Origin of the sequence: Psychrobium sp. MM17-31 (genome assembly GCF_022347785.1) — a bacterium.
Classification (GTDB): domain Bacteria; phylum Pseudomonadota; class Gammaproteobacteria; order Enterobacterales; family Psychrobiaceae; genus Psychrobium.
In genome coordinates, this window is sequence record NZ_JAKRGA010000001.1 from 167,319 (window position 1) to 188,849 (window position 21,531).

Here is a 21,531-nt window from a genome sequence, read left to right on the forward strand (position 1 = left end):
ATAAAAATATTGTTATTACATTAATTAAATCGCGGTGTTATGATTATTCTCAACTAACATCAATTTCACGAAGCAAAGCACTGAAAGGCCTTCTCTTTTCATGAAACAAACTGCCAATTATAGCCTTAGAACTTGGGTGTTTACGGTCACCCTAGCACCAACGATTCTAGTGAGTTTAATGTTAGGCGGATTCTATACCTTAAGCCTGTTTAGCGAGCTAGAAACCACGCTCGAAGAACAGGGAAAAAATATCATGACCCCCTTAGTCATTGCCGCTGAGCAAGGACTCAAAGAAAACAATCGCGAAGCACTAAAAATACTCGTCGATCGCATGCACCGCTCGCACTCACCACTAATCAATACCATTGCGGTCTACAACGAACACAACCAGTTATTTGTCACCAGTCATTACCATCGAATGATTGGCGAATTTAGCGATTTCAACACGCGCAAGCTGCCGGATAAACTCACTATCGAAAATAGCGGCGAGCATATTATCATTACTAGCCCAATCTCAATAGAAATAACGCAAACCACAGCAGATTTAGATCAAGAACGGGTGATCGGTCACCTAATGATGCAATTAAATAGTGACGATACGCTGCTGGCTCAGCATCGTGTTGCCATTACAACCTTCATCATTATTTTACTGGGTGTTCAGCTCAACCTGTTTTTCACCTTCCGTTTGATCAACAACGTCACCCGTCCTATTGGTGATATGGTGCGTGCGGTGGCAAAAATTCGCGAAGGAAAACTCGATACGCGATTGCAAGGCAACCTCATTGGTGAGCTAGAAATTCTCAAACGCGGTATTAACGCCATCGCTGGTTCACTCAAAGAGTATCACGAGAAAATGCAGCACAATATCGATACAGCAACCAGTGAGCTTAGAGAAACCATGGAGCAAATTGAGATCAAAAACGTTGAGCTCGATATTGCCAATCGAAAGGCACAAGAAGGTAGTCGTATTAAATCTGAATTCCTTGCCAATATGTCACACGAATTGCGCACACCATTAAACGGTGTGATAGGCCTGACGCAACAGCTGCTTAAGACTCAGTTGATGCCAAACCAAATCGATTATCTGCAAACAATCGAAAAATCGGCGCAGGGCCTGTTTAACATTATTAAAGACATACTCGATTTCTCGAAACTGGAAGCCGGTAAATTACACCTCGATGCCATGCCGTTTAGTCTGCGTGATACCATCGCTGATGTAACTGACATTTTAGCCACCTCAGCCCATGAGAAAAACCTCGATCTCTTGGTCAACATATCGCCATCGACTATCGATAACGTAATCGGCGATAACCAGCGTTTCCAACAAATCCTCACCAACCTGATTGGCAACGCAATTAAATTCACCAAAAAGGGGCACGTTAGTCTTAATATTTACTCGAAACAGATTAGCAATAATCAGCACAAGTTATTTTTCGATGTAATAGACACCGGCATTGGTATTCAGCGCGAGCATTTACCGCGCCTGTTTAATGCCTTTGCGCAAGCAGATTCAAGTATTAGTCGTAAATACGGCGGCAGTGGCTTAGGCCTCATTATTACCAAACGCCTTATTGAAGAAATGGGCGGTGCCATCACTTGTGCCAGTGAGCCGGGTATTGGCTCGCAATTCTCAAGTAACATCGTCGTTGAAGAAAGCAACGCCAATCCTGCGTTTCACATTAACGCACGCTTGCATAAAAACATTCAGGTATTTTGTGAGTCCATTCAGCACGCCAGTATTCTCAATCAACAAATTAACCACTGGCAAGCCAATATCGACAACTTTACTGATCTTCACGAATGGAGCCATGCTAGCGGCGTTGAGGAATACGACTGTGCCATCATCCACTACCCGGGACCTTACGATAATCTAATTGCACTGGAAGATTTAATTAAAGCGGCGCAAGGTGTCGATAACGTCATTGTCTTAATCGATACCAATGATTTAACGGTCCATCAAAATATTATTGCCTTGGGCGTTAACTACTGTCACATCAACCCGATCAGTTGTCGCCGTTTATTCAACAGTATTGAAAAAATTCAAGCGTACAGTACTCGCGTTGTGCCTAAACCCGAGCCAGAAGCGGTCAAATATCCGAAAAAACGCGCCCTACTTGTTGATGATAATGAAGCAAACCTCAAGCTCATTAGTACCATGCTCAAAGATAAAGTGGGCTCGCTTGTGTTAGCCACCAATGGTGAAGAAGCCGTTGAAGCCTGTTGTGTCCAAAAGTTCGATATTATCTTTATGGATATTCAAATGCCTGTGCTCGATGGCGTACAGGCCACCGCCATTATTCGCAAGCACGGTATCAATCAATTAGCACCTATTGTTGCCACGACAGCCCATGCACTCGAAGAAGAAAAACAAGTGTGGCTCAACAAAGGTATGGACGACTTCTTGACTAAACCGCTGCGTGAAGATGCGGTTGATAACATTCTTGAGCATTGGCTCGATTCAAGCCATATGAAGGAAAGTCTTGCCATTGCCCTTCAAGCCGACACCGACGATACACTTTCTGAGAGTGAAAACCCTCATGTATCTTGGCAAGCATCACTTGCTCAAGCCATGGGCAAGAAAGATCTGGCGATAGAAATGCTGCAAATGCTTATTGATTCTATTCCTGCGACAATTTCCTCCATCGAGTCCGCAGTAAGCAATCAAGATAGCAAAGAGCTACTTCGCGTTATTCATAAGCTCCACGGCGCCTGTTGTTATACGGGCGTACCGCAACTTAAAGACTTGGCCCACTCCATTGAAACGGCGCTAAAACAACAAGCGACCCTATCGGATATGGAGCCAGAAATCCTCGAAATTCTCGACGAATTACAATTAGTTGCCACTGTAGGTAACACCATATTAAACAAAGAAAGCGATACCCTTAATGAGCAGTAAAAAACCAGGATTCTTTACCCGAATTAAAAGCCTCAGCTTTGAGCAACAATTAACCTTCGCCACAGTATTGAGTGAGCGCATGCTGCCCAACTATCAACTGTTTAGTCAAAGCGTTGAATTTGGCAGCCCTAAAGTACTCAATACCATCGTCGACTTGCTGTGGCAAAAACTTGCTAAGCAATCGGTAAAACTCAACCTTGAAGTACAACAAAACAAGCTGTTGGAAAATACACCAGAGCTAGCTGATTTTGATAATTTTGGCGTCATACCAGCGATTGACTGCGCGATGGCCTTAAACACTATTCTGGTAGCGCTAGAGCAAAAGCTCGATGAAGACTTAATTAACATCAGTAAACTATCAAGCTCAACCGTCGCTAGCTACATTAGCGCTGTAGAAGGCGATATTAGCGATGAAGATACCTTTAGTCACGAGATGATGGTAGAAGAAAAAGCATTGCAGGAATACCTACTGAGCCGCATTGAAGAGCAACCGAAACTTGCCCCAGCGTTCCTCAAAGAACTGCGTCAAGAATTTAAGGGCTTTGGTGTGAGTAATATTGGGATAGAGGCTTAACCTCATTAATAAATCATAAATAGTTAAAGAGGTTAAACGACTATTCGCGCGGCAATGCCCGCTGTTTATCGCCTTAAATTAGAAATTGGCCAATGAAAAAATCAGGGATGATTTTTTAGTATTTGCCGCAGGGATGCGGATCAAATACGGTATTGAACAGGCAATTTATCATTTAAGATCAAGCGATAAAATTCGGGTCGCCTTTCTTTTGGTTACTTTTCTTTGGCGACGCAAAGAAAAGTAACTGGTGTGCTATCACTGAGGTACATTAAACATAGCTCACTCACTAGCACACCAAACAGCTTCGCATTAGTTGTATTAACGAAAAATACTAAGAACCCGCTCGACTTACGAACTTCTTCTCTGCAACATTAATCTTGATCTTTTCACCAGTCGCAATGTACTCAGGCACTTGCACTACTAGCCCAGTTTCAAAATGTGCAGGTTTAGTGCGAGCGCTGGCACTTGCGCCCTTAATAGAAGGCGATGTTTCACTGATCACCAATTCAACCCATTGTGGTAAATCGATACCCACAGCATTACCGTTAACTTCTAGCAGCTGTAGGCCTTGTGTATCTTGGGTAATAAACAGCAATTCATCTTCGATATCTTCGCACTTAAAGTTAAACTGACTGTAATCTTCATTATCCATAAACACGTATTCGTCGCCATCGATGTATGAAAAACTGACACCGCGAATAGTTAAATCCAATTGCTGCAGTTTTTCATCACCTTTAAAACGCTCTTCAACCTTGGCACCGCTTTCAATGTCTTTAAAACGCATTTTATAGAGCGTAGCTGCGCCGCGCGCACTTGGGTTTTGCACAAAAATATCTTTTACCAGCAGTTTTTTACCCGCTAGTTCAACCGCCATGCCGCGTTTAATTTCATTTGCATTAGTCATTGTAATTTTCCTATAGTGCGTGAACGAACATCACGATAATAAACAGTGGGCAAACAAATTTTACATACCACGGCCAAACCTTCCAAAACAGACCGTTTTCTGCGCCTTGATAACCCTTTTTAATTTCCGCAAGCGCACCATTACGGTGCCATACCCACCCCGCATACAAACAGAAAAACAGCCCTAAAATTGGCTGACTGTATTTAGTGGTCACTGTGATAACCAAGCCAAATAACCAGCTAAAGTTAAAGACGATGGTTAAGCTAAGCGCCGTCACTAATGCCCCGATTATCCAGCTAGTTAGCGCGCGTGGCTTTTTATGGGCTTCGACGACATAAGCAACAGGCACTTCAAGCAGAGAAATTGATGATGTTAACGCAGCAAGCGACATCAAAATAAAGAAAGCTAGCGCAACGATAGGCCCTGCAGCCCCCATTTGTTCAAATAAGGCAGGCAAAATAGTGAAAATAAGCGTATCACTGTTTAACAGCGCACCGTCGGCATCAAAAATTTCAACGCCAAAGTGGGCCGCAATATACATTGATGGAATAATCAGTAAACCAGCAACAAAAGCTAAACCGACATCGAGTAAGGTTACCCAGGCCCCTGCTTTAACAATATTCTCGTTGCTAGAAAGGTATGAACCATAAATCAGCATACAACCAACACCAAGCGACAATGAGAAAAAGGCTTGGCCCATTGCGCTAATAATTAATTGGCCATCGAAGATCTGGCTAAAATCAGGGGTCAGGTAATGACTCAGTCCCACCATGGCATTAGGCAAGGTCAGCATATAACCAATAAGCGCAATTAAGATTAACACCAAAGCAGGCATCATGCGCTTTGACCAACGCTCTATCCCCTGATTCACGCCCGCACCAATAATCAAAATGGTTAAGATCATAAAACACAGCGTAAAAATGATATTGCGAGATAGTGAGAATTGCGTCAACCAATTAGCAGCATCAGTAAAACCAAGAAACGACACAATAGGCTCAATGGCAAAGGCAAATAACCAGCCAGCGATAATAGCGTAAAAACTTAAGATTACAGCAACGGTAATAAGACCTGCGATACCAACGACTTTACCACCCAATTTTAGTGTTGGCTTATCACTGAGCATGGGTAGCGCAATCACCGCATTGGCACGTGCATGGCGACCGACAATCAGCTCAGCCATCAGCGCTGGATAGGCCAAACAAAATGCAAGCAGTAAATAAACCAATACAAAAGCACCGCCACCATTACTAGCGACCTGCGTTGGAAATCCCCAAACATTACCAAGTCCAACGGCAGCACCTGCGGCTGCCATGATAAAGCCCGCTCGAGAGCTAAATTGACCGCGTTCCAATTGCTTCCCCTTTTCTTATTCTTCTTAAATAATATGAATAACGACACGTTATCATGCTTTTATTCATATGATTTATTTATCACCAATTAAAAAGGCGGCTAGTGCCGCCTTTTTCATTCAATAGCCAATTATGACGCTGGGTATTGAATATCGCTTTTCTCTTTTAGCGAATCGATAAACGCTTTGTACGCTGCGCCACTTTGTGTCGCATTTAAGCGTTGGAGAACGCTATCGATATCACTAGTAACATCGTTAGCTTCTTTAACGGCGACTAAATCAACAACCGCTTGACCATCAACAGTGCTTACTAGCTCTGCGTTATTCTCACCTGTTTTAGCCATTTTGAACGCTGCAGCTACGATGGCATTGTCAATATCACGTGTTGTACGAGCAACATCAGCTTTTTCAACAACTGTCACACCATCGATAGTTTCACCTGCTTGCCAGCTTGCTAAATACTGCTCAGCTTTTTCTTTCGCTAAGTCGCCAGCTTTTTGCTGTTTTAAAATATCAACGATTTGCACCTTAACGTCGCTCATTGGCTTAACTTCTGATGGAATGTGCTCTTTCTTACGCACAACCATTAAATGGTCTGGGCTAACGTTAATAACTTCAGAGTTTAGGTTTTCACCTAATACATCTTCAGAAAACGCTGCGTCGATAACTTCTGGGAAGTTAACTGCTGCAGGAACGTTAGCACGAGTAAATAATGCAGTTGATTTAACTTGTGATTCGATCTCAGCCGCCGCTTCTGTTAAGTTCTCAGATACAGAGAATGCAGTATCTGTTAACTGTTGTTGTAACTCGTAGAACAGTTCTTTAGCTTGTTGTGCTAACAACTCTTCTTCGATTTCGCTAGCCACTTCGTCAAATGCTTTAGTCGCCGCTGCGTCTAAGTCTGTTACTTTGATGATGTGCAAACCAGATTCAGTTTCTACGATGTCAGATGTGGCGCCGTTTTCAACCGCAAATGCTGCGTTAGTGAAAGCGTCTTCATCACCGTCTTTAGTCATCCAATCAAGGTCGCCGCCTTCTTCGCCGCTGAAAGTATCGTCAGATAACTCTTTGGCCAATGCTGCAAAATCTTCTCCCGCTTTTACACGAGCCAATGCAGCTTCAGCTTTTGCACGAGTTGCTGCTTCGTCATCACCAAATTCAAATAGGATATGAGAAACACGGCGACGTTCTGGTGATTGGTATTGTGCTAGGTTTGATTCGTACTGTTCGCGAACCTTGCTATCTTCCACTGAAACTCGTGGTAGTAAATCAGCAACTTTTAACTCAACAAACTCAACGCTTAGTTGTTCTGGCGTTGTAAATTGACCGCTGTTTACATCGTAGTATTCGGCAACTTCATCGTCAGATATTTCAACATCGTTTAAGAAATCGTTCGCGCTTACGCTGATGTAACGGATATCACGTAATTGTTTCTCAAGTTTAGCAATTTGCTCGGCTTCGTTTTTCAATACAAAATCAGAACCAATTACTGCGCCCATCAGTTGCTGACGCGTTAAATCAACGCGTAACAGCTCACGGAATTGCTCAACACGGTAGCCAGAGCTGCGCACTAAACTCAAATAACGGTCATTGTTAAATTGACCATCAACGTGGAATTCTTGCATGTCGCGAATAGTCTTTTTGATTTGCTCATCGCCAACACGTAAGTCCATTGCTGCTGCAGTTTGACTGATCAACGCTTGGGCGATTAAACGCTCTTGAACACCCTTGCGTACACTTTCCATGTACGTTGGGTTGTTAGCGATCATCTTGAACATTTCACCGTATTGGCGTTCTAGGTTTGAACGCTCTTTGGCAAATTCATTATCTACTTGTGCTTGGCTAATGGTTTCGCCATTAACGATAACGCTCGCCACTTCGCTGCTACCACCTAGGTAACTGCCGATCCCCGCTAAGGCGAAAGTTAAGATCACTAGCCCCAATATGGCTTTGGCAACAACGCCTTGCGATCCTTCACGAATTCTTTCTAACATCAGAGCCTCTTAAATAATTCTTTTGTTATTAGTTTTATCAAAAATTGCCCGACATCATAACAGCAATACACAGGGCAATCTACACAGCTAAGCCAATAAGCAGGCGGTTTTCGCTGTTTTTTTGAGCGCTTAAAGTTACCATTTGTAAACGCTCCTATTAGACCTTTGTTTTAGGCAAAAAAAAACGCATCTTGCGATGCGTTTTTTCATGAATATTGGCGGAGTGGACGGGACTCGAACCCGCGACCCCCGGCGTGACAGGCCGGTATTCTAACCAACTGAACTACCACTCCTTTTTATCGCTAACTAAGCGTTAGCGATGAAAGCAAAAGCAGTTCTTAGTTAACAGAATCTTTTAATGCTTTACCAGCTTTGAATGCTGGAACGTTTGCTGCAGCGATTTTGATCTCTGCACCAGTTTGTGGGTTACGGCCAGTACGTGCTGAACGTTGACGAACTTCGAAAGTACCGAAACCAACTAGTGAAACTTTGTCACCGTCTTTTAGTGCGTCAGTTACAGTGCTGATGAAAGCGTCTAATGCGCGACCTGCGTTAGCTTTTGAGATGTCAGCGCTTTCTGCAATTTTATCGATTAGTTGAGACTTATTCATGTCATACCCTTTATTTATTCTTGTAACTACTACTTAACTTCCTGAGCGTAGTTTTTATTATGGCGAATTGAAAACACTTCGCTTCACCCTCAAAATATAACTACGTTAAAACTTAGTTATACATATTAAATTTATGTGACAGGATTAGCGCTATCTTGCGCCACGACTGCCTCATAGCAATTCAACGTTAGCTAGGCTATCACAGTTTTTGAGATTTAAAAGCCCTTTTTTTAAAAAAAATGGACTTTTTTTCACTGTTTTTAGCAGATTAATCAATATTTACGCAGATTTTGCCGTAAAACCTTGTGGATCCTGCTCTAGCGCTAGTGTCAACACCTCATCTACCCACTTCACCGGATGGATTTCTAAATCACCAATCACGTTATCTGGGATATCAGCGAGGTCCTTTTTATTACCATGTGGAATAAGCACGCGCTTAATTCCGCCACGATGCGCCGCTAATAATTTCTCTTTCAAACCACCGATTGGCAGCACTTCACCACGTAAAGTAATTTCGCCAGTCATTGCAACATCACCACGTACAGGATTGCCCGTTAAGCTAGATACCAAGGCTGTACACATAGCAATACCAGCACTTGGTCCATCTTTTGGTGTCGCACCTTCAGGTACGTGAACGTGAATATCGCGTTTTTCGTGGAAATCGTTGTTGATACCAAGCTTATCAGCACGCGAGCGAACAACTGTCATCGCCGCTTGAATCGACTCCTGCATTACGTCGCCAAGTGAGCCAGTATAGTTAAGTTTACCTTTACCAATTACTGACGCCGTTTCGATAGTGAGTAGATCGCCGCCAACTTGGGTCCAGGCTAAACCAGTTACCTGACCGATTTGGTTATTCTCCGCCGACTTACCAAAGTCATAGCGCTGAACACCTAAGAAGTCATTGAGGTTATCGTTAGTCACAACAACCTTGCCTGTCACTTCTTTCAGTAAGATCTTCTTAACTGCCTTACGACATAGTTTAGATATTTCACGCTCTAGACCACGCACACCCGCTTCACGTGTGTAATAACGAATAATGCCCATAATGGCGCTATCTTCGATTTCGATTTCCGCTGGCTTTAATCCATTACGCTTAATTTGCTTTTGCAATAAATGCTGCTTAGCAATGTTTAGCTTTTCATCTTCTGTGTAACCAGAGAGGTTAATCACTTCCATACGATCAAGTAACGGACCCGGAATATCCATTGAGTTTGACGTTGCAACGAACATTACATCCGATAAATCGTAATCTACTTCAAGATAATGATCGTTAAAGCTGTTGTTTTGCTCTGGATCTAATACTTCTAATAAAGCAGACGCTGGGTCGCCACGCATGTCAGAGCTCATCTTGTCGATCTCATCGAGTAAAAACAGCGGGTTTTTCACTTCAACCTTCGCCATTTTCTGAATCAGTTTACCCGGCATCGAGCCGATGTAGGTACGACGGTGACCGCGAATTTCCGCTTCATCACGCACGCCGCCTAACGCCATACGCACGTATTTACGGCCAGTTGCTTTAGCAATCGATTGGCCCAATGATGTTTTACCAACCCCCGGTGGTCCTACTAAACACAGAATCGGACCTTTAAGTTGGCGCACACGTGATTGCACCGCTAAATATTCTAAAATGCGCTCTTTAACGCGCTCTAAGCCATAGTGATCGCTGTTTAGTACCACTTCGGCTTTTGATAAATCTTTCTTAACCTTGCTGCGTTTTTTCCAAGGTACGTTAACCATCCAGTCGATGTAGCTGCGCACAACTGTTGCTTCGGCAGACATTGCAGACATCATCTTAAGCTTTTGCAGTTCAGATTCCGCTTTCTTTTGACCTTCAGCGGTCATGCCAGCGTCTTTGATCTTTTGCGCCAGCTCTTCCATTTCATCTGGTGCGTTTTCGTCAAGTTCACCGATTTCCTTTTGAATAGCTTTCATTTGCTCATTCAAATAGTACTCTCGTTGTGACTTTTCCATTTGTTTTTTAACGCGACCGCGAATTTTCTTTTCCATGTGCAATAAGTCGATTTCCGACTCCATCATGGTTAACAGGAACTCAAGACGGTCGTTGACGCTTTCAAGCTCAATAACTTGTTGTTTGTCTTCAAGACTAAGTGTCATATGCGCTGCCATGGTATCAGCAAGACGCGCAGCATCATCGATGCCTGACAATGAAGTTAGTACCTCTGGTGGGATCTTCTTATTTAGCTTGATGTAAGAGTCAAATTCAGACACAGCGGTGCGGATCAGCACTTCTTGCTCTAACTCTTCTACTTGTTCAGTGACCACGTACTGTGCATCGGCACTAAACAAATCGTTCTTAGTTTCCAAGCGATTAATTTTGGCGCGTTGATTACCTTCAACTAGCACTTTTACTGTACCGTCAGGGAGCTTCAATAGCTGTAAAATAGTCGCTACCGTGCCAACATCATAAATATCTTCACGACCAGGGTTGTCAACACTCGAATCTTTTTGAGCGACGAGTAAAATGAGCTTATCCTGCTCCATCGCCGCTTCTAAGCAGCGAATTGACTTTTCGCGACCAACAAATAATGGGATCACCATGTGCGGATACACGACAACGTCGCGAAGGGGTAAAACTGGAATATCAATGCGGTCTGAGCGCTCTAATGGCATGCTTTGTCTCTCTTAACTGTGATCCATGGTTACTACTAAAATGATATTGGGATGGCTTTTATCATTTCAATGGTCTTGTCAAAAATTTTATTGAGAATTATTTTCTAAATTACAGGTTATCTAATTGTATGCAATCTTTTGTTTTTAAATGGCTTAACAAATTTGTTTATCTGATTAAATAAGAAACGATACTCTTATTCGTAATCAAACTTTTAAAAAGAATCGTTTAAATAGACTTATCATTATCCTTTATTAGAATAATGATAAGATGCTTGACTGGTATTTTATTTGACGGTTAAAGAATATTCTATATCTTGTCCCATGCGCCCGAACGCCCCATTTTCCCTAAAATATTGTGCTTGAAATTTAAGTGTATATTTTCCGGGCGCTAAAGGTTTTAGCATTAGCCAATACCCATCAGTCGCCGCAGGATACCACTTAGGAGCGTTATACTTTTTATCAATTAAACCATAAATATCAAAGCAATCTTTTGAGGCAATTCGAAAGGAGTTCGCATGTTCGAACTCTTTTCCATTTAATGAAGCACGTATCGACAGCAAGTGATCATTATTTAATGCAGCGCCGTATTTTACGTTCGCACAGCTTGTCTGTTTTGATGACCTAAGATTTTGCATGTAAATCATGTTTATAATTGGGAAAAATATAAACTTATCTTTAGGGAGTGTACATTGACGACTGATTAATGATGTTCCATATCCGCCCGCTAAAAACCATACTTTTCCGTACTGATTTACACCACAGAATTCACCTGTCGTATCAACGACGGCGTTTGTATCCCTAGGTAGAGTTTTAGCCCATTGCCACCACATGTTTGCATATTGATCGAGCCTTTTACCATCAACAACACCATCGATAGGCACTAACAAATTATTATCAGCATAAGTGACTTGTTGTTTTGAAGCGTAGGTAAAGCCAGAAGAAAAACTAGCAAGTAAAACAGCAATAATTATATATTTCATGAAGTATCATCCCTAATAAAAAGCCCACTTGAGTAAGTGGGCTTATCATCTTATATCTTTGTATTTGATATTAAAACTATTTTTTAACGCCTAACTCGCGTAAGCGCTCTTCTAAGTAGCTATCTGCGGTGTAACGCTCAGATAATACGACTTCAGGTTTAGGGTGTAAGAACAATGGTAATGAAATACGTGAATGTTCCGTACGGCCACCTGTTGGGTTAATTACGCGGTGAATGGTCGATGGGTAGTAACCACCTGACGCTTCTTGTAACATGTCACCGATGTTGATGATGATGTTACCGAAATCACAAGGAACGTCATACCAGCTACCATCGTTAGCAATAACTTGCAGACCAGGCTCGTTTGCCGCTGGTAATACAGTTAGTAAGTTGATGTCACCGTGTGCCGCAGCGCGGATAGCACCTGGCTCTTCTTCACCAGTCATTGGTGGGTAGTGTAATACGCGTAATAAAGTACCGTCACTGCCATCGATCATCGATGGTAGCGATTGGGTGAATTTCGCTTTAACTTCCGCTGGAGCATGCTCTTCGATCCAACCTAATAGCTCTTGGGCAAGACCATTTGCTAGATCGTAGTATTCCATGATTTGAGCCTTTAAGTGCTCAGGCATACGACCCCATGGGTAAATGTGGAAGTATTCTTTGATGTCTTTTACAGAATGCCCTTTCGCCACTTCAGAAACAGACGGTGGGAAGTAACCATCTTGGGTCTCAGGGTTAAATAAAAAGTCGTGTTTGGCTTCACTCATAAAGAAGTCGTACCAAGTATCGTAGATAGCTTGTACTTTTTCTTTAGCAATGGGGTGGTTCGTCAACACACCAAAGCCCGTTTTATGAAGTGACTCAACAAAGCGTTCTGCTGCATCACTTGCGTTATAATCAACGGTTAAAACTTTCATATTTTTTATCTCAATAACAATTAAGCCATATAAAGTGTACGGCTTATTCTTAGCAATTGAAAACATCGTGCTGTTTTATTGGGTGTTGCGTCACAAAAGGCCGCCATAACAATGCCTTGGCGCAGTAATATCTTTGATTTATATCAAAGATGGATAACTTTAAATACAAAAAAAGCGCTGGTTTCACGCAGCGCTTTCATCATGATAATTAAAAATCGTTAATGCAGGTTAAACTTACTGACTTGTCGCGATAAGCCTAACGCCATATCGCTCAGGTGATTAGTCGTCGAGGTAACCTTGTCAATTTCGGTTTGGTTAGAATTAGCTTTATCGCCAATATTCTTAACACTCGATTCTATATTAGCACTTTCTCGTGCTTGATCCGCAACCGCTTGCTCGAGTAATTCCAAACTTGAAAGTGACTCTTGGGCGCCTGTGTTCAAATCAATTAATGGTTGCACCATCTGCCCTAGCATATCAACACCCTGCTCTAATTCAGCTTGGCCAGCTGTGATGCGATCAACGGCGTTATTGGTTTCATTATCGATGCCATCAATCACCTGATTGATCTCTATGGTTGCTTGCGCGGTGCGTCCTGCTAATGCTCGCACTTCATCGGCAACCACCGAAAATCCTCGGCCACTTTCGCCTGCTCGTGCTGCTTCGATTGCGGCATTTAGTGCTAATAAGTTAGTTTGATCTGCAATTTCACTAATCATGGTAATCAATTCACGAACCGCTTTGGCGCGATGATGAACACCTTGCACAGCATCAGCAGAGTCACTGATGGTAGAAGAAATTGTCGCAAATTCTGACGTCGCCTTCTCAATCATGTTTTTGCCTTGAATAGCAAGGTCGCGTGCGTTTAATGATTGTGCCTTGGCTTGCTCAGCAGTTTGCGCCGACTGACTACTTTGCATTGAAAATTCATAAATTGCACGGCCAATGTCATCAACCGCACTAACCTGCTCCACAGAGCCCTGATGAACTTCTTGAACCGGCATATTTAACTGCGTAGCAGAATCTTCTATATCCTTAGAGGAATCAACAATCGAGGCAATCAATTGCGCCAAATTAGCGCGCATCTCTTCAATAGCGGTCACTAAGGCGCCAACTTCATCACTGCGATTTGTAACTGGTACTTGCTGTAAATCACCACAGGCAATGCGTTTGGCCATTGCTACCGTATCATTTAACGGACCGACAATAGATCGACTCACACCATACGCCAACGCAACGCCCAGCACCAAAGCGATAATCGAAATAACAATAACGATATTTTGGATATCATCACTGGCCGCCGCATTAGCCTCTTGATGTTTGAACATGCGCATACGTTCACTTTCAAGATAATCGCTAATACTCATTAACAGCGCTTCAAGCGCAGGCTTTGTCGACTCTTGATAGTGGGCGAGTGCCGTTTCACTGTCAAATTCGACATACTCAACAGTTTCAATAAAGTTCTCATTGTAGGTTTTTTGCTTAGCTAGCAGTGCAGTAAATTGATTTGGGATACCATTGGTAAAAGACGACTGCACTTTTTTAATAGCCACATCGAGTTGACGGTTTTCCTCATCCATCGCCTTGTACAAATTGATGCGATCACTGCGTTCTTCAGTTGGGAGAATTTGCAATAGTAATAATGCTGAGCGCTGAGCGTGAGATTTAATCGCGCTAATATCCACAAACTTAACCACATCATCGGTGACAAATGCTTTAGCCATTGCTGATTGTTTATTCATTTGGGTTAATGCCATAGTCGCTATAAGCGCCAACAATAAGAGAATGGCGATAAAGCTTAAGCCCAATCGATGACTAATACGCATATTCGATAACAAAGACATAATGAGTCTCTTTTAATACAAAGTAATACAATACTATCAGAGCTAAAATGATTTGGTAAGTATCTATTGAAACAGGATTTTTCAATAAAAAAGCCGCGATATTTCGCGGCTTTTACTATCCAATTACAAGATTTAACCTAAAAAGGTAGGAAGTTAAATGAGTAATTTATACTGGTTTCTTCGACGTTTTGCGCGCCAAAATTAATAAGTTTAACCCTTGCCAACAGCTTTTTCTCAAGCGCGGGATCCTTGAGCTCACTCGACAAAATACGGCAATCTGACACACGACCATTTGGCGCAACGACAATCAGCATTTCAACCTTACCTTCTAGTGAAGGATCTTTACGCAGCGCACGACGATAAATGGTATAAAACGCACCTTTGTTACGATCAAGTACCTTACGGATAGATTCTACATCACGACCACCTGATGCTGCCTGCTCTTGCTCGACACTGACATCACTACCCTGCTCTGGCACTTCAGCCGCTGCCACCGTAGTGACATCACGTGACGTTAACTCAACCCGCTTGCCAACGGTTTGACTTACTTTGCTGTTGTCTAGCTGTGCAGCACCACCCACAAATGCCTCGCTTTTCGGCTCAGTATCAGTCACTGCTGCTTGCTGGCCTTGGGTACTCAGCGGCTCTGTGGTTGTTGGCGTGGTCATCTTTGCTATTTCACGCAGCTGCGCTAAGTCATCTTGCATTGCTAACAAACCTGCTTGTTTGGCTTGCTCACGCGCCTTTTCGACTCGTTGCTCCTGTGTTTCAATTGGCTTAGGCTCCGGCGGTTTCGGCTCTGGCTTTGGTTTTTCAACAGGCTTGGGCTCTTCCTTAACTTCTTCCGGCTTTTCTTCCACCGGCGTTGGTTTAGGTTTTTCCTCAATTTTTACCCGTTCGATAAACTTGGTCAGTTGTGGCGGAATTTTCGCTTTTTCTTCTCGCGTTAATTCTGGCACTGTCACCACCTTTACTACCACGGCAAGAACAACAGTGACAATTAAGAACAGCCAAGTTATTTGGGTAAATAACTTATTCTCTTGACGCGATTCTCCCCAATGCGACAGCGTTAATGAGTTTGCGTTAACTTGCGCCATCGCCACCTCCACTGTCTTTATTTAAGGTTTTTTCCACCGCCAATGAAATATCGCCAAATCCAGCTTTAGAGCAGGTAAGCAATACTTTCTTAAGCAGCGAATAGGCGAGTTTTTGATCGCCCATGATAGTAATCGCACGACCACCGCTTTCGTTGGGCTGCTGACGCGGCTTGTGATATTCAAGCTCCTTGGTCAGTGCCTCGACTGTTGTTACTTCTTCACTCGCCAACTGCTCAAGAGAAATAATTTCTTTACCTTGCAGTAAAATGTGACTGTCATTGATGAGTAATACCAAATTATCTTGTGCTAGGGTTTCAGATTGCGACTGCGGCAATTTAATGCTCTTATCTGCCTCTAATACTTCGACATTTGATGAGTTAACGATCAAGAAAAATACTAAGATCGTGAAGATATCCATCAGGGAAACCAAACTCAATTTAGAGCTTTTGGCCATGCGCTTATGATGACGGGCTAAGCGTTTCGTTTTAGCTGACTGTTTCATTGCGCCGCCTCCACTGCATTAACTGCCGCCAATAAATCTTCTGGCGCATCAGATAGCGACACATCGGGGAATAACTCAGCATCAACTACAGACGCAGCCACTACCGCTTTGTAGGAACGAACACTGTCCATGACCGTCACTATCGTTTGATAATCTGTCGCTGGAGGTAGCAATAAATTGATGTCTTTTTTCTCGATGCCTTTTTCATTGAGTAAGTACTTCACTTCTTTGAGCGCTTGCACTAACAACGGATAATTGAGTTGTCCATCGTCAGTGGCAGGGATTGTCTTTAACAACGCCCCTTGTGGGTAGTACAACGCCATATCTTTGTCACCAACGAGTAACTCTAAATTTTTAAGTTCATCGTTTGGCGCAGCGCTTATCTCATCAATATCACTGGGCAATTTAAGCTCTAAAATCGTGATATGCGAAAAAACCATCATCATCAATAACACTGGCACCAGCACGATCATCAAACTCATAAATGAGGTGATGTCTAGCTCCTGCTCCTGTCTTGCTTGACGAATTTTCTTAAGCATGATTATTCTTCCGTTGATTTCTTCATGCTGTGGCGAAGTGACAGTAGGTTAAGACATTTAACGCCCGCCGCTTCCAGTGAGTCGATAATATCTGTTGTCTTTGTTTGAATCACACTATGACACATCAATAGCGGGATAGCGGCAATCAAACCAAATGCCGTCGTGTTCATCGCTACCGAGATACTCTGTGATAACAAAGACGCTTTCTCTGAAGGATCAGCATTGGCAACTGCAGAGAACGCGGCAATCAGACCAATAATGGTACCTAACAGGCCAAGTAAGGTTGCAATGTTGGCCAAGGTTGCCAAATAGGCTGTGCGTTTCTCCAAACGCGGCATCACTTCAACCACGCTCTCTTCCATCGCATATTCGATGTCTTCACGTGATTTACTGTAGTTAAGGCGCTCAACACCTGCGGCAATTAAATTGGCCACTGTCGCATCATTTTGCTGTGCGTATTGGCTAATACCTTTGTAGTTTTCGCTGTTAAGCATATGCTGGATTTCACCCATCGCGCGCTGATTAGCACGTTTAGTCTTTGATAAAAATAAAAAGCGCTCTAGGGCGATGGCCAAGCCAACGGCTAATACAATTGAGATCGGGAACATAAACGCCCCACCATCCTGGAAAAATCGAACGATTGTATTAAAAAAATCCATAGTGTTTACCTTGTGAAGTGCTATTTGAAAGTTAAATTTATTGTGGTTTTCGACCCATTAAATGGGTTGCCAATTGGCGTTGTTTATTAAGTGAATCTATCGTGCGAGCCCGTAGCTTATCGAGCTGACTTTTGTGAACATGCTCTACCTCGATTACCGGACTGCTGAGTTTTTTCCACGGCACAATTGAAATAAAACGCGGCTGCTCTTTGCTGCCAACAATAGTGTCTCTAAGTTTGATCACATTAGGTTTCACGGCAGGCTGTGACTGCGTTGACGACTTAGTTTCCGTTGAAGACTCTGCGTGCACTGACACACTGAGCGTTGCCAACATTATTGTAGCCAATAGATCTTTACAGTTGATTAGCTTGCTATTCATTCCCCGCTCCCGTTGGCGTTGCAACTTCATCAGCTTGTTGTTTCGCGGCTTCCTGCTCAGCCATGCGTTGCTTGCGCTTTTCTTCTGCAGCAACGCGTCTTGATAAATCAGCAATCCAGCCTTTAAGTTGTCGGTCTTCTGGCAGCTTATTCAAATTATTTAACGCTGCCACAGTTTGATATTCTTCAAGTGCAAGTGTCGCTTTACCCATGTAAAGATCGAGCAATATGGCAAGGTTTTTTCGCGCCGGCACAAAAGCCGGCCATGCCGCTAGCGCTTGCTGGTAATGTTTTTTAGCCTGCTCAAACTCGCCTTGTTCACGCAACAAGGTGGCCAGCCGATTATGGGCAAAATAATTGTGTTTATTAACATAAATCGCTTGCTGATAGTGGGCGATAGCATGTTTTATCGCTTTCTCTTGTCGTGCTATATCTCCTAGTTGCAACCAAGGCCCAGATAGGGTTGGGGCAGCTATTGTCAACGCTAAAAGCTGTGCTTTAGCCTGCTCTAATTGCTTCGCCTTTACCGTTGTTAACGCTTGGCTAAATTTAGTGTTTACTTCTGGCGCAATTATTGGCTGGTTTAGTAAATATTGATTAGGACTTTGATGGAGCTTTTCCATCGGCGTTAATTCGACAACTACCTCAGGCTCAGCTTTAGGCGCAGCCAACTCTTTGTCTAATGATTGACACCCCGCCATGCTCAACAACGTTGTAACGAGGAAAAGGCTGCGTTTGTGATTAATAAATGACATCGGCACTCTCCTCAATAACCTCTGTCTTGTTGTAACGGCCTGGCAGTAATTGGCTAAGCTTATCTAAACTCAAGGCGATCCACTCATCATAAAGGCCCTGTGACGTTAACTTGGCATTGCTCTCAAATAACGCAATAGCCTGATCTTCAAACGGGTAAGCCTGCTCTTCGAGCAAAATTTCGTACTGCTCTAACGCTAATTCATCTAAACCTGTTGGTCGTTGTGACTCCATCAAATCACTCGCAAGCTGGCGATAAACCTGCGCCGTTTCGTAGTTAGACTGAGTAGAAAATGACGCCACGCGATAGTCAGACACTTTTTTATAAGCACTCAGTGTTTTCTCTAAGCTTTTCGTCTTACGAGCTAAACTCGCCTGTAGCGGCAATTTAAGCTTAATTTTATCAAAATCCCTTTTCGCATCGCGGGCAAATACCAAGGCGCTTTGTGCCGCAAGGAATTTAGATCGCGCAGTTTGCTCACTGCTAGCACTGTCATGTGCTTTGATCATTTTATTAAGCCAGAATCGATACTTTCTTTGCTCTTCCACTTCAAGGTATTTGTCGCTAAGGCGATGCATCACTTCCATGTAACGGCTAAACGGCGCCTGATAGGTATTCGCATGGCGGCGCAACGTCAAAATGGTGTTTTTATCATCACCAGCACGTTCGTAAAAAGAAGCCGTTAGGTAAAGCGCTTCTTGTTGCGCTGTCGATTTCTTCATACCGTTTGCGATGGCAAGACGTTGTGACGCAGCTTTATCCCAATCTTGCTGCTGCTCATAGATTGAGGCCAGCTGGACATCGATATTCTTAGCAAGCTCGTCTTGCGGATAGCGAGTTTTAAATGCAATTAGCTGAGTGACCGCATCTTCAAACGACTTAAGCTGATAAAGGTATTGCGCTGCATTGTAATGGGCAAGTTTGCGCACTGGCGAATCAGGTGTTTTACTTAACACCTGCAAGTAAAAATCCACCGCTTTTGCCAGCTGTTTGTTGGTTGCTAGTTGCTCTGCGTATTTAAATAAACTGGCGGCCAAATTGTTAGCAATTACAGTCTTTCTATCATCCGCTTGCGACAGCTGGGCTAACACACTTTCGTATTCAGAAATCGCTTGTTGATAGTTGCCTTGGTTGTACACACTGTGCGATTTGATTAATTGCGCATCTAGCATGCGTCCTTGCTCAATTGGCTCTTGCCAATTAGCGAGATTATCAACAACCTCAATAGCGTCTGAATATCGCGCTTGTGCATAGCGATGATTCATTAAATCGAACATCACATCGACCGCTCGCTCATCACCGCTGAAAATATTAGCAAACTGCAGGACGTTGCGCTCTTGTTCACTTAGCTCAAACTTGCCTAACTCGTTAGGCACAGGCTTTGGCATGATAGCGCCTGCATTGAGTTGGTTAAACGCTAAAATCGCGGCATAAGCGGCGTCGGCACGTTTACCGCGCTCACGGCCAAACTTTTGATCAGCTCCGTAGGCAAAATGATTATAAACATCAATCGCGCGTAGCCATTGCTCACTAGCGAATAAACTTTCGCCATAGAGAAATGCTAATTCAGCGTCATCGTTAAAGGTACGTTGATATTGCAACAATAAATCTGCAGCTTTAGCGTATTCGGCAACCTGTTCTCGTTTATCATTAGCATTTTGCGCTAAACGATACTGATCAAGCGCCATTTCCGAGAGATACGCTTTAAGGGTAGGCCCAAACTCCTGCTGACGTTGTTCGCTCCACTTGCCCCAATACGGCCCATCGATGCCGTAACTAGCCACATACTTCGCCTTTTCCGCTTTAGCTAATGTCGGGAAGCGCCCTTGCTGATAGATGTCTACTTTATTAATGGCGAACTGCGGTGACCAAAAATGCGCTGGATAATTACTAACAAATACATCGTAAGTATGCGCGCTATCTCGATAACGCTTATCGATTAGTAATTGCTCTGCCATCACCTTGAAATGTAGATACTCAAAATAGCGACCGCCGATAGACTGATAGTGTTTCGCTAAACTGGTTGCGCCCTCACTATTGGCAAAAATAAGATTCATTACCTTAAATGCGTCACTCACCAACTGCTTACTAGAGACAGGTAAACTATCGAGTGATAGTTGAGTGGTCGCTTTAGTCGGTAAATTTAAATCGAGTATTTCGCTAAACTTGGCTAGCGACGGCTTCGGTTGCTCAAGTTTATAATGGGCCCAGCCCAGCATGTAGAGCGCAGTTTGGTAATATGGCGAGCTAAAATCGCTAGTCGTTGTCGCACGATCAACAATCAACTGATAGGCCTCAACCGCTTGACGATAGTTTTGCTGCGAAAATAAATATTCGCCCCGTCTAAAGTTAAGCTCGTCACTGGCTAAATTTTGCTCTGGAAATTTCTCCGATAGTTGAGACAAGAGCTCAAAACTTTGCGCGGCTTCACCTTGAAGTTCATGGGCTTTGGCCAGTTCATACATTACCGTTTGATTTAAAGCGCTGTCAGGGTATTGGCTTAGCCACGCTTTGTAGGCATTAATTGCGCTATCGTAATAACCGTTTGCGCCCTGTGCCAATGGTTCACCAACTTCCTGCGCACGCTCGGCTTTAATCGCCAATAATTGAGCGAGCCGATAATCGATTTTTTCGCGCAATTCGGGCGCTTGGGTTATCTCTACCAAATGCTGGTAGTCTGTAATCATTTTATCGAGGCTAGGTGCAGGTTGCAGCGTCTTAGCATTGGACGCCTGCACTTTAATTAAATCACCTAACGTAGGCTTTTTAACCACGGCAACAGCGTTGGCATTTGGATTTTGCTTAGTGCTATCAACCACCGGAGAGTCGTCCGCATTGACACCAAATACCGACAACGCAATTGTAGATAAGCAAAGATATGGCGTAAGTAATTTCATG

17 protein-coding genes and 1 tRNA gene are annotated in these 21,531 nt (G+C 43.3%); 2 read left to right on the plus strand and 16 right to left on the minus strand.

The window, feature by feature from the left end:
* Positions 1-100: 100 nt before the first annotated feature.
* Together barA and MHM98_RS00640 are read left to right on the plus strand one after the other, a co-directional pair.
* Positions 101-2,896 (plus strand): two-component sensor histidine kinase BarA, encoded by a 2,796-nt coding sequence (barA, locus tag MHM98_RS00635; protein ID WP_239437071.1) that lies wholly within the window; start codon positions 101-103, stop codon positions 2,894-2,896.
* On the plus strand, positions 2,886-3,470 hold the full coding sequence (locus tag MHM98_RS00640; protein WP_239437073.1) for a YjaG family protein: 585 nt from the start codon (positions 2,886-2,888) through the stop codon (positions 3,468-3,470). Before barA ends, MHM98_RS00640 begins: the two co-directional genes overlap by 11 nt.
* 331 nt (positions 3,471-3,801) lie before the next feature.
* Here the strand turns inward: MHM98_RS00640 and yeiP are convergent, their stop codons facing one another.
* The 16 genes from yeiP to MHM98_RS00720 form a co-directional block, all read right to left on the minus strand.
* The gene (yeiP, locus tag MHM98_RS00645) at positions 3,802-4,374 is read right to left on the minus strand and encodes an elongation factor P-like protein YeiP (protein ID WP_239437075.1); all 573 of its coding nucleotides are present in this window, start codon (positions 4,372-4,374) and stop codon (positions 3,802-3,804) included.
* 10 nt (positions 4,375-4,384) lie between these two features.
* Positions 4,385-5,725, minus strand: coding sequence for a sodium-dependent transporter (locus MHM98_RS00650; protein ID WP_275441353.1), 1,341 nt, complete (start codon positions 5,723-5,725; stop codon positions 4,385-4,387).
* Positions 5,726-5,853: 128 nt separating this feature from the next.
* Positions 5,854-7,716 carry a SurA N-terminal domain-containing protein gene (locus MHM98_RS00655; protein ID WP_239437077.1) on the minus strand — a complete coding sequence of 621 codons (1,863 nt, stop codon included), beginning with the start codon at positions 7,714-7,716 and terminating at the stop codon, positions 5,854-5,856.
* A 216-nt stretch (positions 7,717-7,932) separates the two neighbouring features.
* Positions 7,933-8,009: transfer RNA gene (locus MHM98_RS00660), tRNA-Asp, on the minus strand.
* A 45-nt stretch (positions 8,010-8,054) separates the two neighbouring features.
* A complete protein-coding gene (locus tag MHM98_RS00665; protein WP_343229203.1) occupies positions 8,055-8,345 on the minus strand; it encodes an HU family DNA-binding protein in 291 nt (96 codons plus the stop codon).
* 261 nt (positions 8,346-8,606) lie between these two features.
* Positions 8,607-10,961 (minus strand): endopeptidase La, encoded by a 2,355-nt coding sequence (gene lon / locus MHM98_RS00670; protein ID WP_239437081.1) that lies wholly within the window; start codon positions 10,959-10,961, stop codon positions 8,607-8,609.
* A gap of 284 nt (positions 10,962-11,245) precedes the next feature.
* Positions 11,246-11,941, minus strand: a complete 696-nt coding sequence (locus tag MHM98_RS00675) for a hypothetical protein (RefSeq protein ID WP_239437083.1) — start codon at positions 11,939-11,941, stop codon at positions 11,246-11,248.
* Between the two features lie 76 nt (positions 11,942-12,017).
* A complete protein-coding gene (locus MHM98_RS00680; protein ID WP_239437084.1) occupies positions 12,018-12,860 on the minus strand; it encodes a 2OG-Fe(II) oxygenase family protein in 843 nt (280 codons plus the stop codon).
* A 218-nt stretch (positions 12,861-13,078) separates the two neighbouring features.
* Entirely contained in the window at positions 13,079-14,704 is a 1,626-nt protein-coding gene (locus tag MHM98_RS00685; RefSeq protein ID WP_239437086.1) for a methyl-accepting chemotaxis protein, read from the minus strand.
* A 137-nt stretch (positions 14,705-14,841) separates the two neighbouring features.
* Entirely contained in the window at positions 14,842-15,801 is a 960-nt protein-coding gene (locus tag MHM98_RS00690) for an AgmX/PglI C-terminal domain-containing protein (RefSeq protein WP_239437087.1), read from the minus strand.
* Positions 15,788-16,303 carry a biopolymer transporter ExbD gene (locus MHM98_RS00695; RefSeq protein WP_239437088.1) on the minus strand — a complete coding sequence of 172 codons (516 nt, stop codon included), beginning with the start codon at positions 16,301-16,303 and terminating at the stop codon, positions 15,788-15,790. The genes MHM98_RS00690 and MHM98_RS00695 overlap by 14 nt, the downstream gene beginning before the upstream one ends.
* Positions 16,300-16,842, minus strand: coding sequence for a biopolymer transporter ExbD (locus MHM98_RS00700; protein ID WP_239437093.1), 543 nt, complete (start codon positions 16,840-16,842; stop codon positions 16,300-16,302). The genes MHM98_RS00695 and MHM98_RS00700 overlap by 4 nt, the downstream gene beginning before the upstream one ends.
* A 2-nt stretch (positions 16,843-16,844) precedes the next feature.
* Positions 16,845-17,501: a MotA/TolQ/ExbB proton channel family protein gene (locus MHM98_RS00705; protein WP_239437095.1), complete on the minus strand. Its 657-nt coding sequence runs from the start codon at positions 17,499-17,501 to the stop codon at positions 16,845-16,847.
* A gap of 37 nt (positions 17,502-17,538) precedes the next feature.
* Positions 17,539-17,880 (minus strand): hypothetical protein, encoded by a 342-nt coding sequence (locus MHM98_RS00710; protein ID WP_239437096.1) that lies wholly within the window; start codon positions 17,878-17,880, stop codon positions 17,539-17,541.
* Positions 17,873-18,634, minus strand: a complete 762-nt coding sequence (locus MHM98_RS00715; protein WP_239437101.1) for a tetratricopeptide repeat protein — start codon at positions 18,632-18,634, stop codon at positions 17,873-17,875. Before MHM98_RS00715 ends, MHM98_RS00710 begins: the two co-directional genes overlap by 8 nt.
* Entirely contained in the window at positions 18,621-21,530 is a 2,910-nt protein-coding gene (locus tag MHM98_RS00720; RefSeq protein WP_239437102.1) for a tetratricopeptide repeat protein, read from the minus strand. Before MHM98_RS00720 ends, MHM98_RS00715 begins: the two co-directional genes overlap by 14 nt.
* Position 21,531 lies beyond the last annotated feature (1 nt).

Excerpts from the sequence above, each read along its gene's own strand:
- MHM98_RS00700 (WP_239437093.1), bottom strand. The coding sequence starts at position 16,842 with ATGCTTAAGAAAATTCGTCAAGCAAGACAGGAGCAGGAGCTAGACATC.
- MHM98_RS00690 (WP_239437087.1), bottom strand. The coding sequence starts at position 15,801 with ATGGCGCAAGTTAACGCAAACTCATTAACGCTGTCGCATTGGGGAGAA.
- MHM98_RS00715 (WP_239437101.1), bottom strand. The coding sequence starts at position 18,634 with ATGTCATTTATTAATCACAAACGCAGCCTTTTCCTCGTTACAACGTTG.
- MHM98_RS00705 (WP_239437095.1), bottom strand. The coding sequence starts at position 17,501 with ATGGATTTTTTTAATACAATCGTTCGATTTTTCCAGGATGGTGGGGCG.
- lon (WP_239437081.1), bottom strand. The coding sequence starts at position 10,961 with ATGCCATTAGAGCGCTCAGACCGCATTGATATTCCAGTTTTACCCCTT.
- yeiP (WP_239437075.1), bottom strand. The coding sequence starts at position 4,374 with ATGACTAATGCAAATGAAATTAAACGCGGCATGGCGGTTGAACTAGCG.
- MHM98_RS00655 (WP_239437077.1), bottom strand. The coding sequence starts at position 7,716 with ATGTTAGAAAGAATTCGTGAAGGATCGCAAGGCGTTGTTGCCAAAGCC.
- MHM98_RS00685 (WP_239437086.1), bottom strand. The coding sequence starts at position 14,704 with ATGTCTTTGTTATCGAATATGCGTATTAGTCATCGATTGGGCTTAAGC.
- MHM98_RS00640 (WP_239437073.1), top strand. The coding sequence starts at position 2,886 with ATGAGCAGTAAAAAACCAGGATTCTTTACCCGAATTAAAAGCCTCAGC.
- MHM98_RS00695 (WP_239437088.1), bottom strand. The coding sequence starts at position 16,303 with ATGAAACAGTCAGCTAAAACGAAACGCTTAGCCCGTCATCATAAGCGC.
- barA (WP_239437071.1), top strand. The coding sequence starts at position 101 with ATGAAACAAACTGCCAATTATAGCCTTAGAACTTGGGTGTTTACGGTC.
- MHM98_RS00675 (WP_239437083.1), bottom strand. The coding sequence starts at position 11,941 with ATGAAATATATAATTATTGCTGTTTTACTTGCTAGTTTTTCTTCTGGC.
- MHM98_RS00710 (WP_239437096.1), bottom strand. The coding sequence starts at position 17,880 with ATGAATAGCAAGCTAATCAACTGTAAAGATCTATTGGCTACAATAATG.
- MHM98_RS00680 (WP_239437084.1), bottom strand. The coding sequence starts at position 12,860 with ATGAAAGTTTTAACCGTTGATTATAACGCAAGTGATGCAGCAGAACGC.
- MHM98_RS00720 (WP_239437102.1), bottom strand. The coding sequence starts at position 21,530 with ATGAAATTACTTACGCCATATCTTTGCTTATCTACAATTGCGTTGTCG.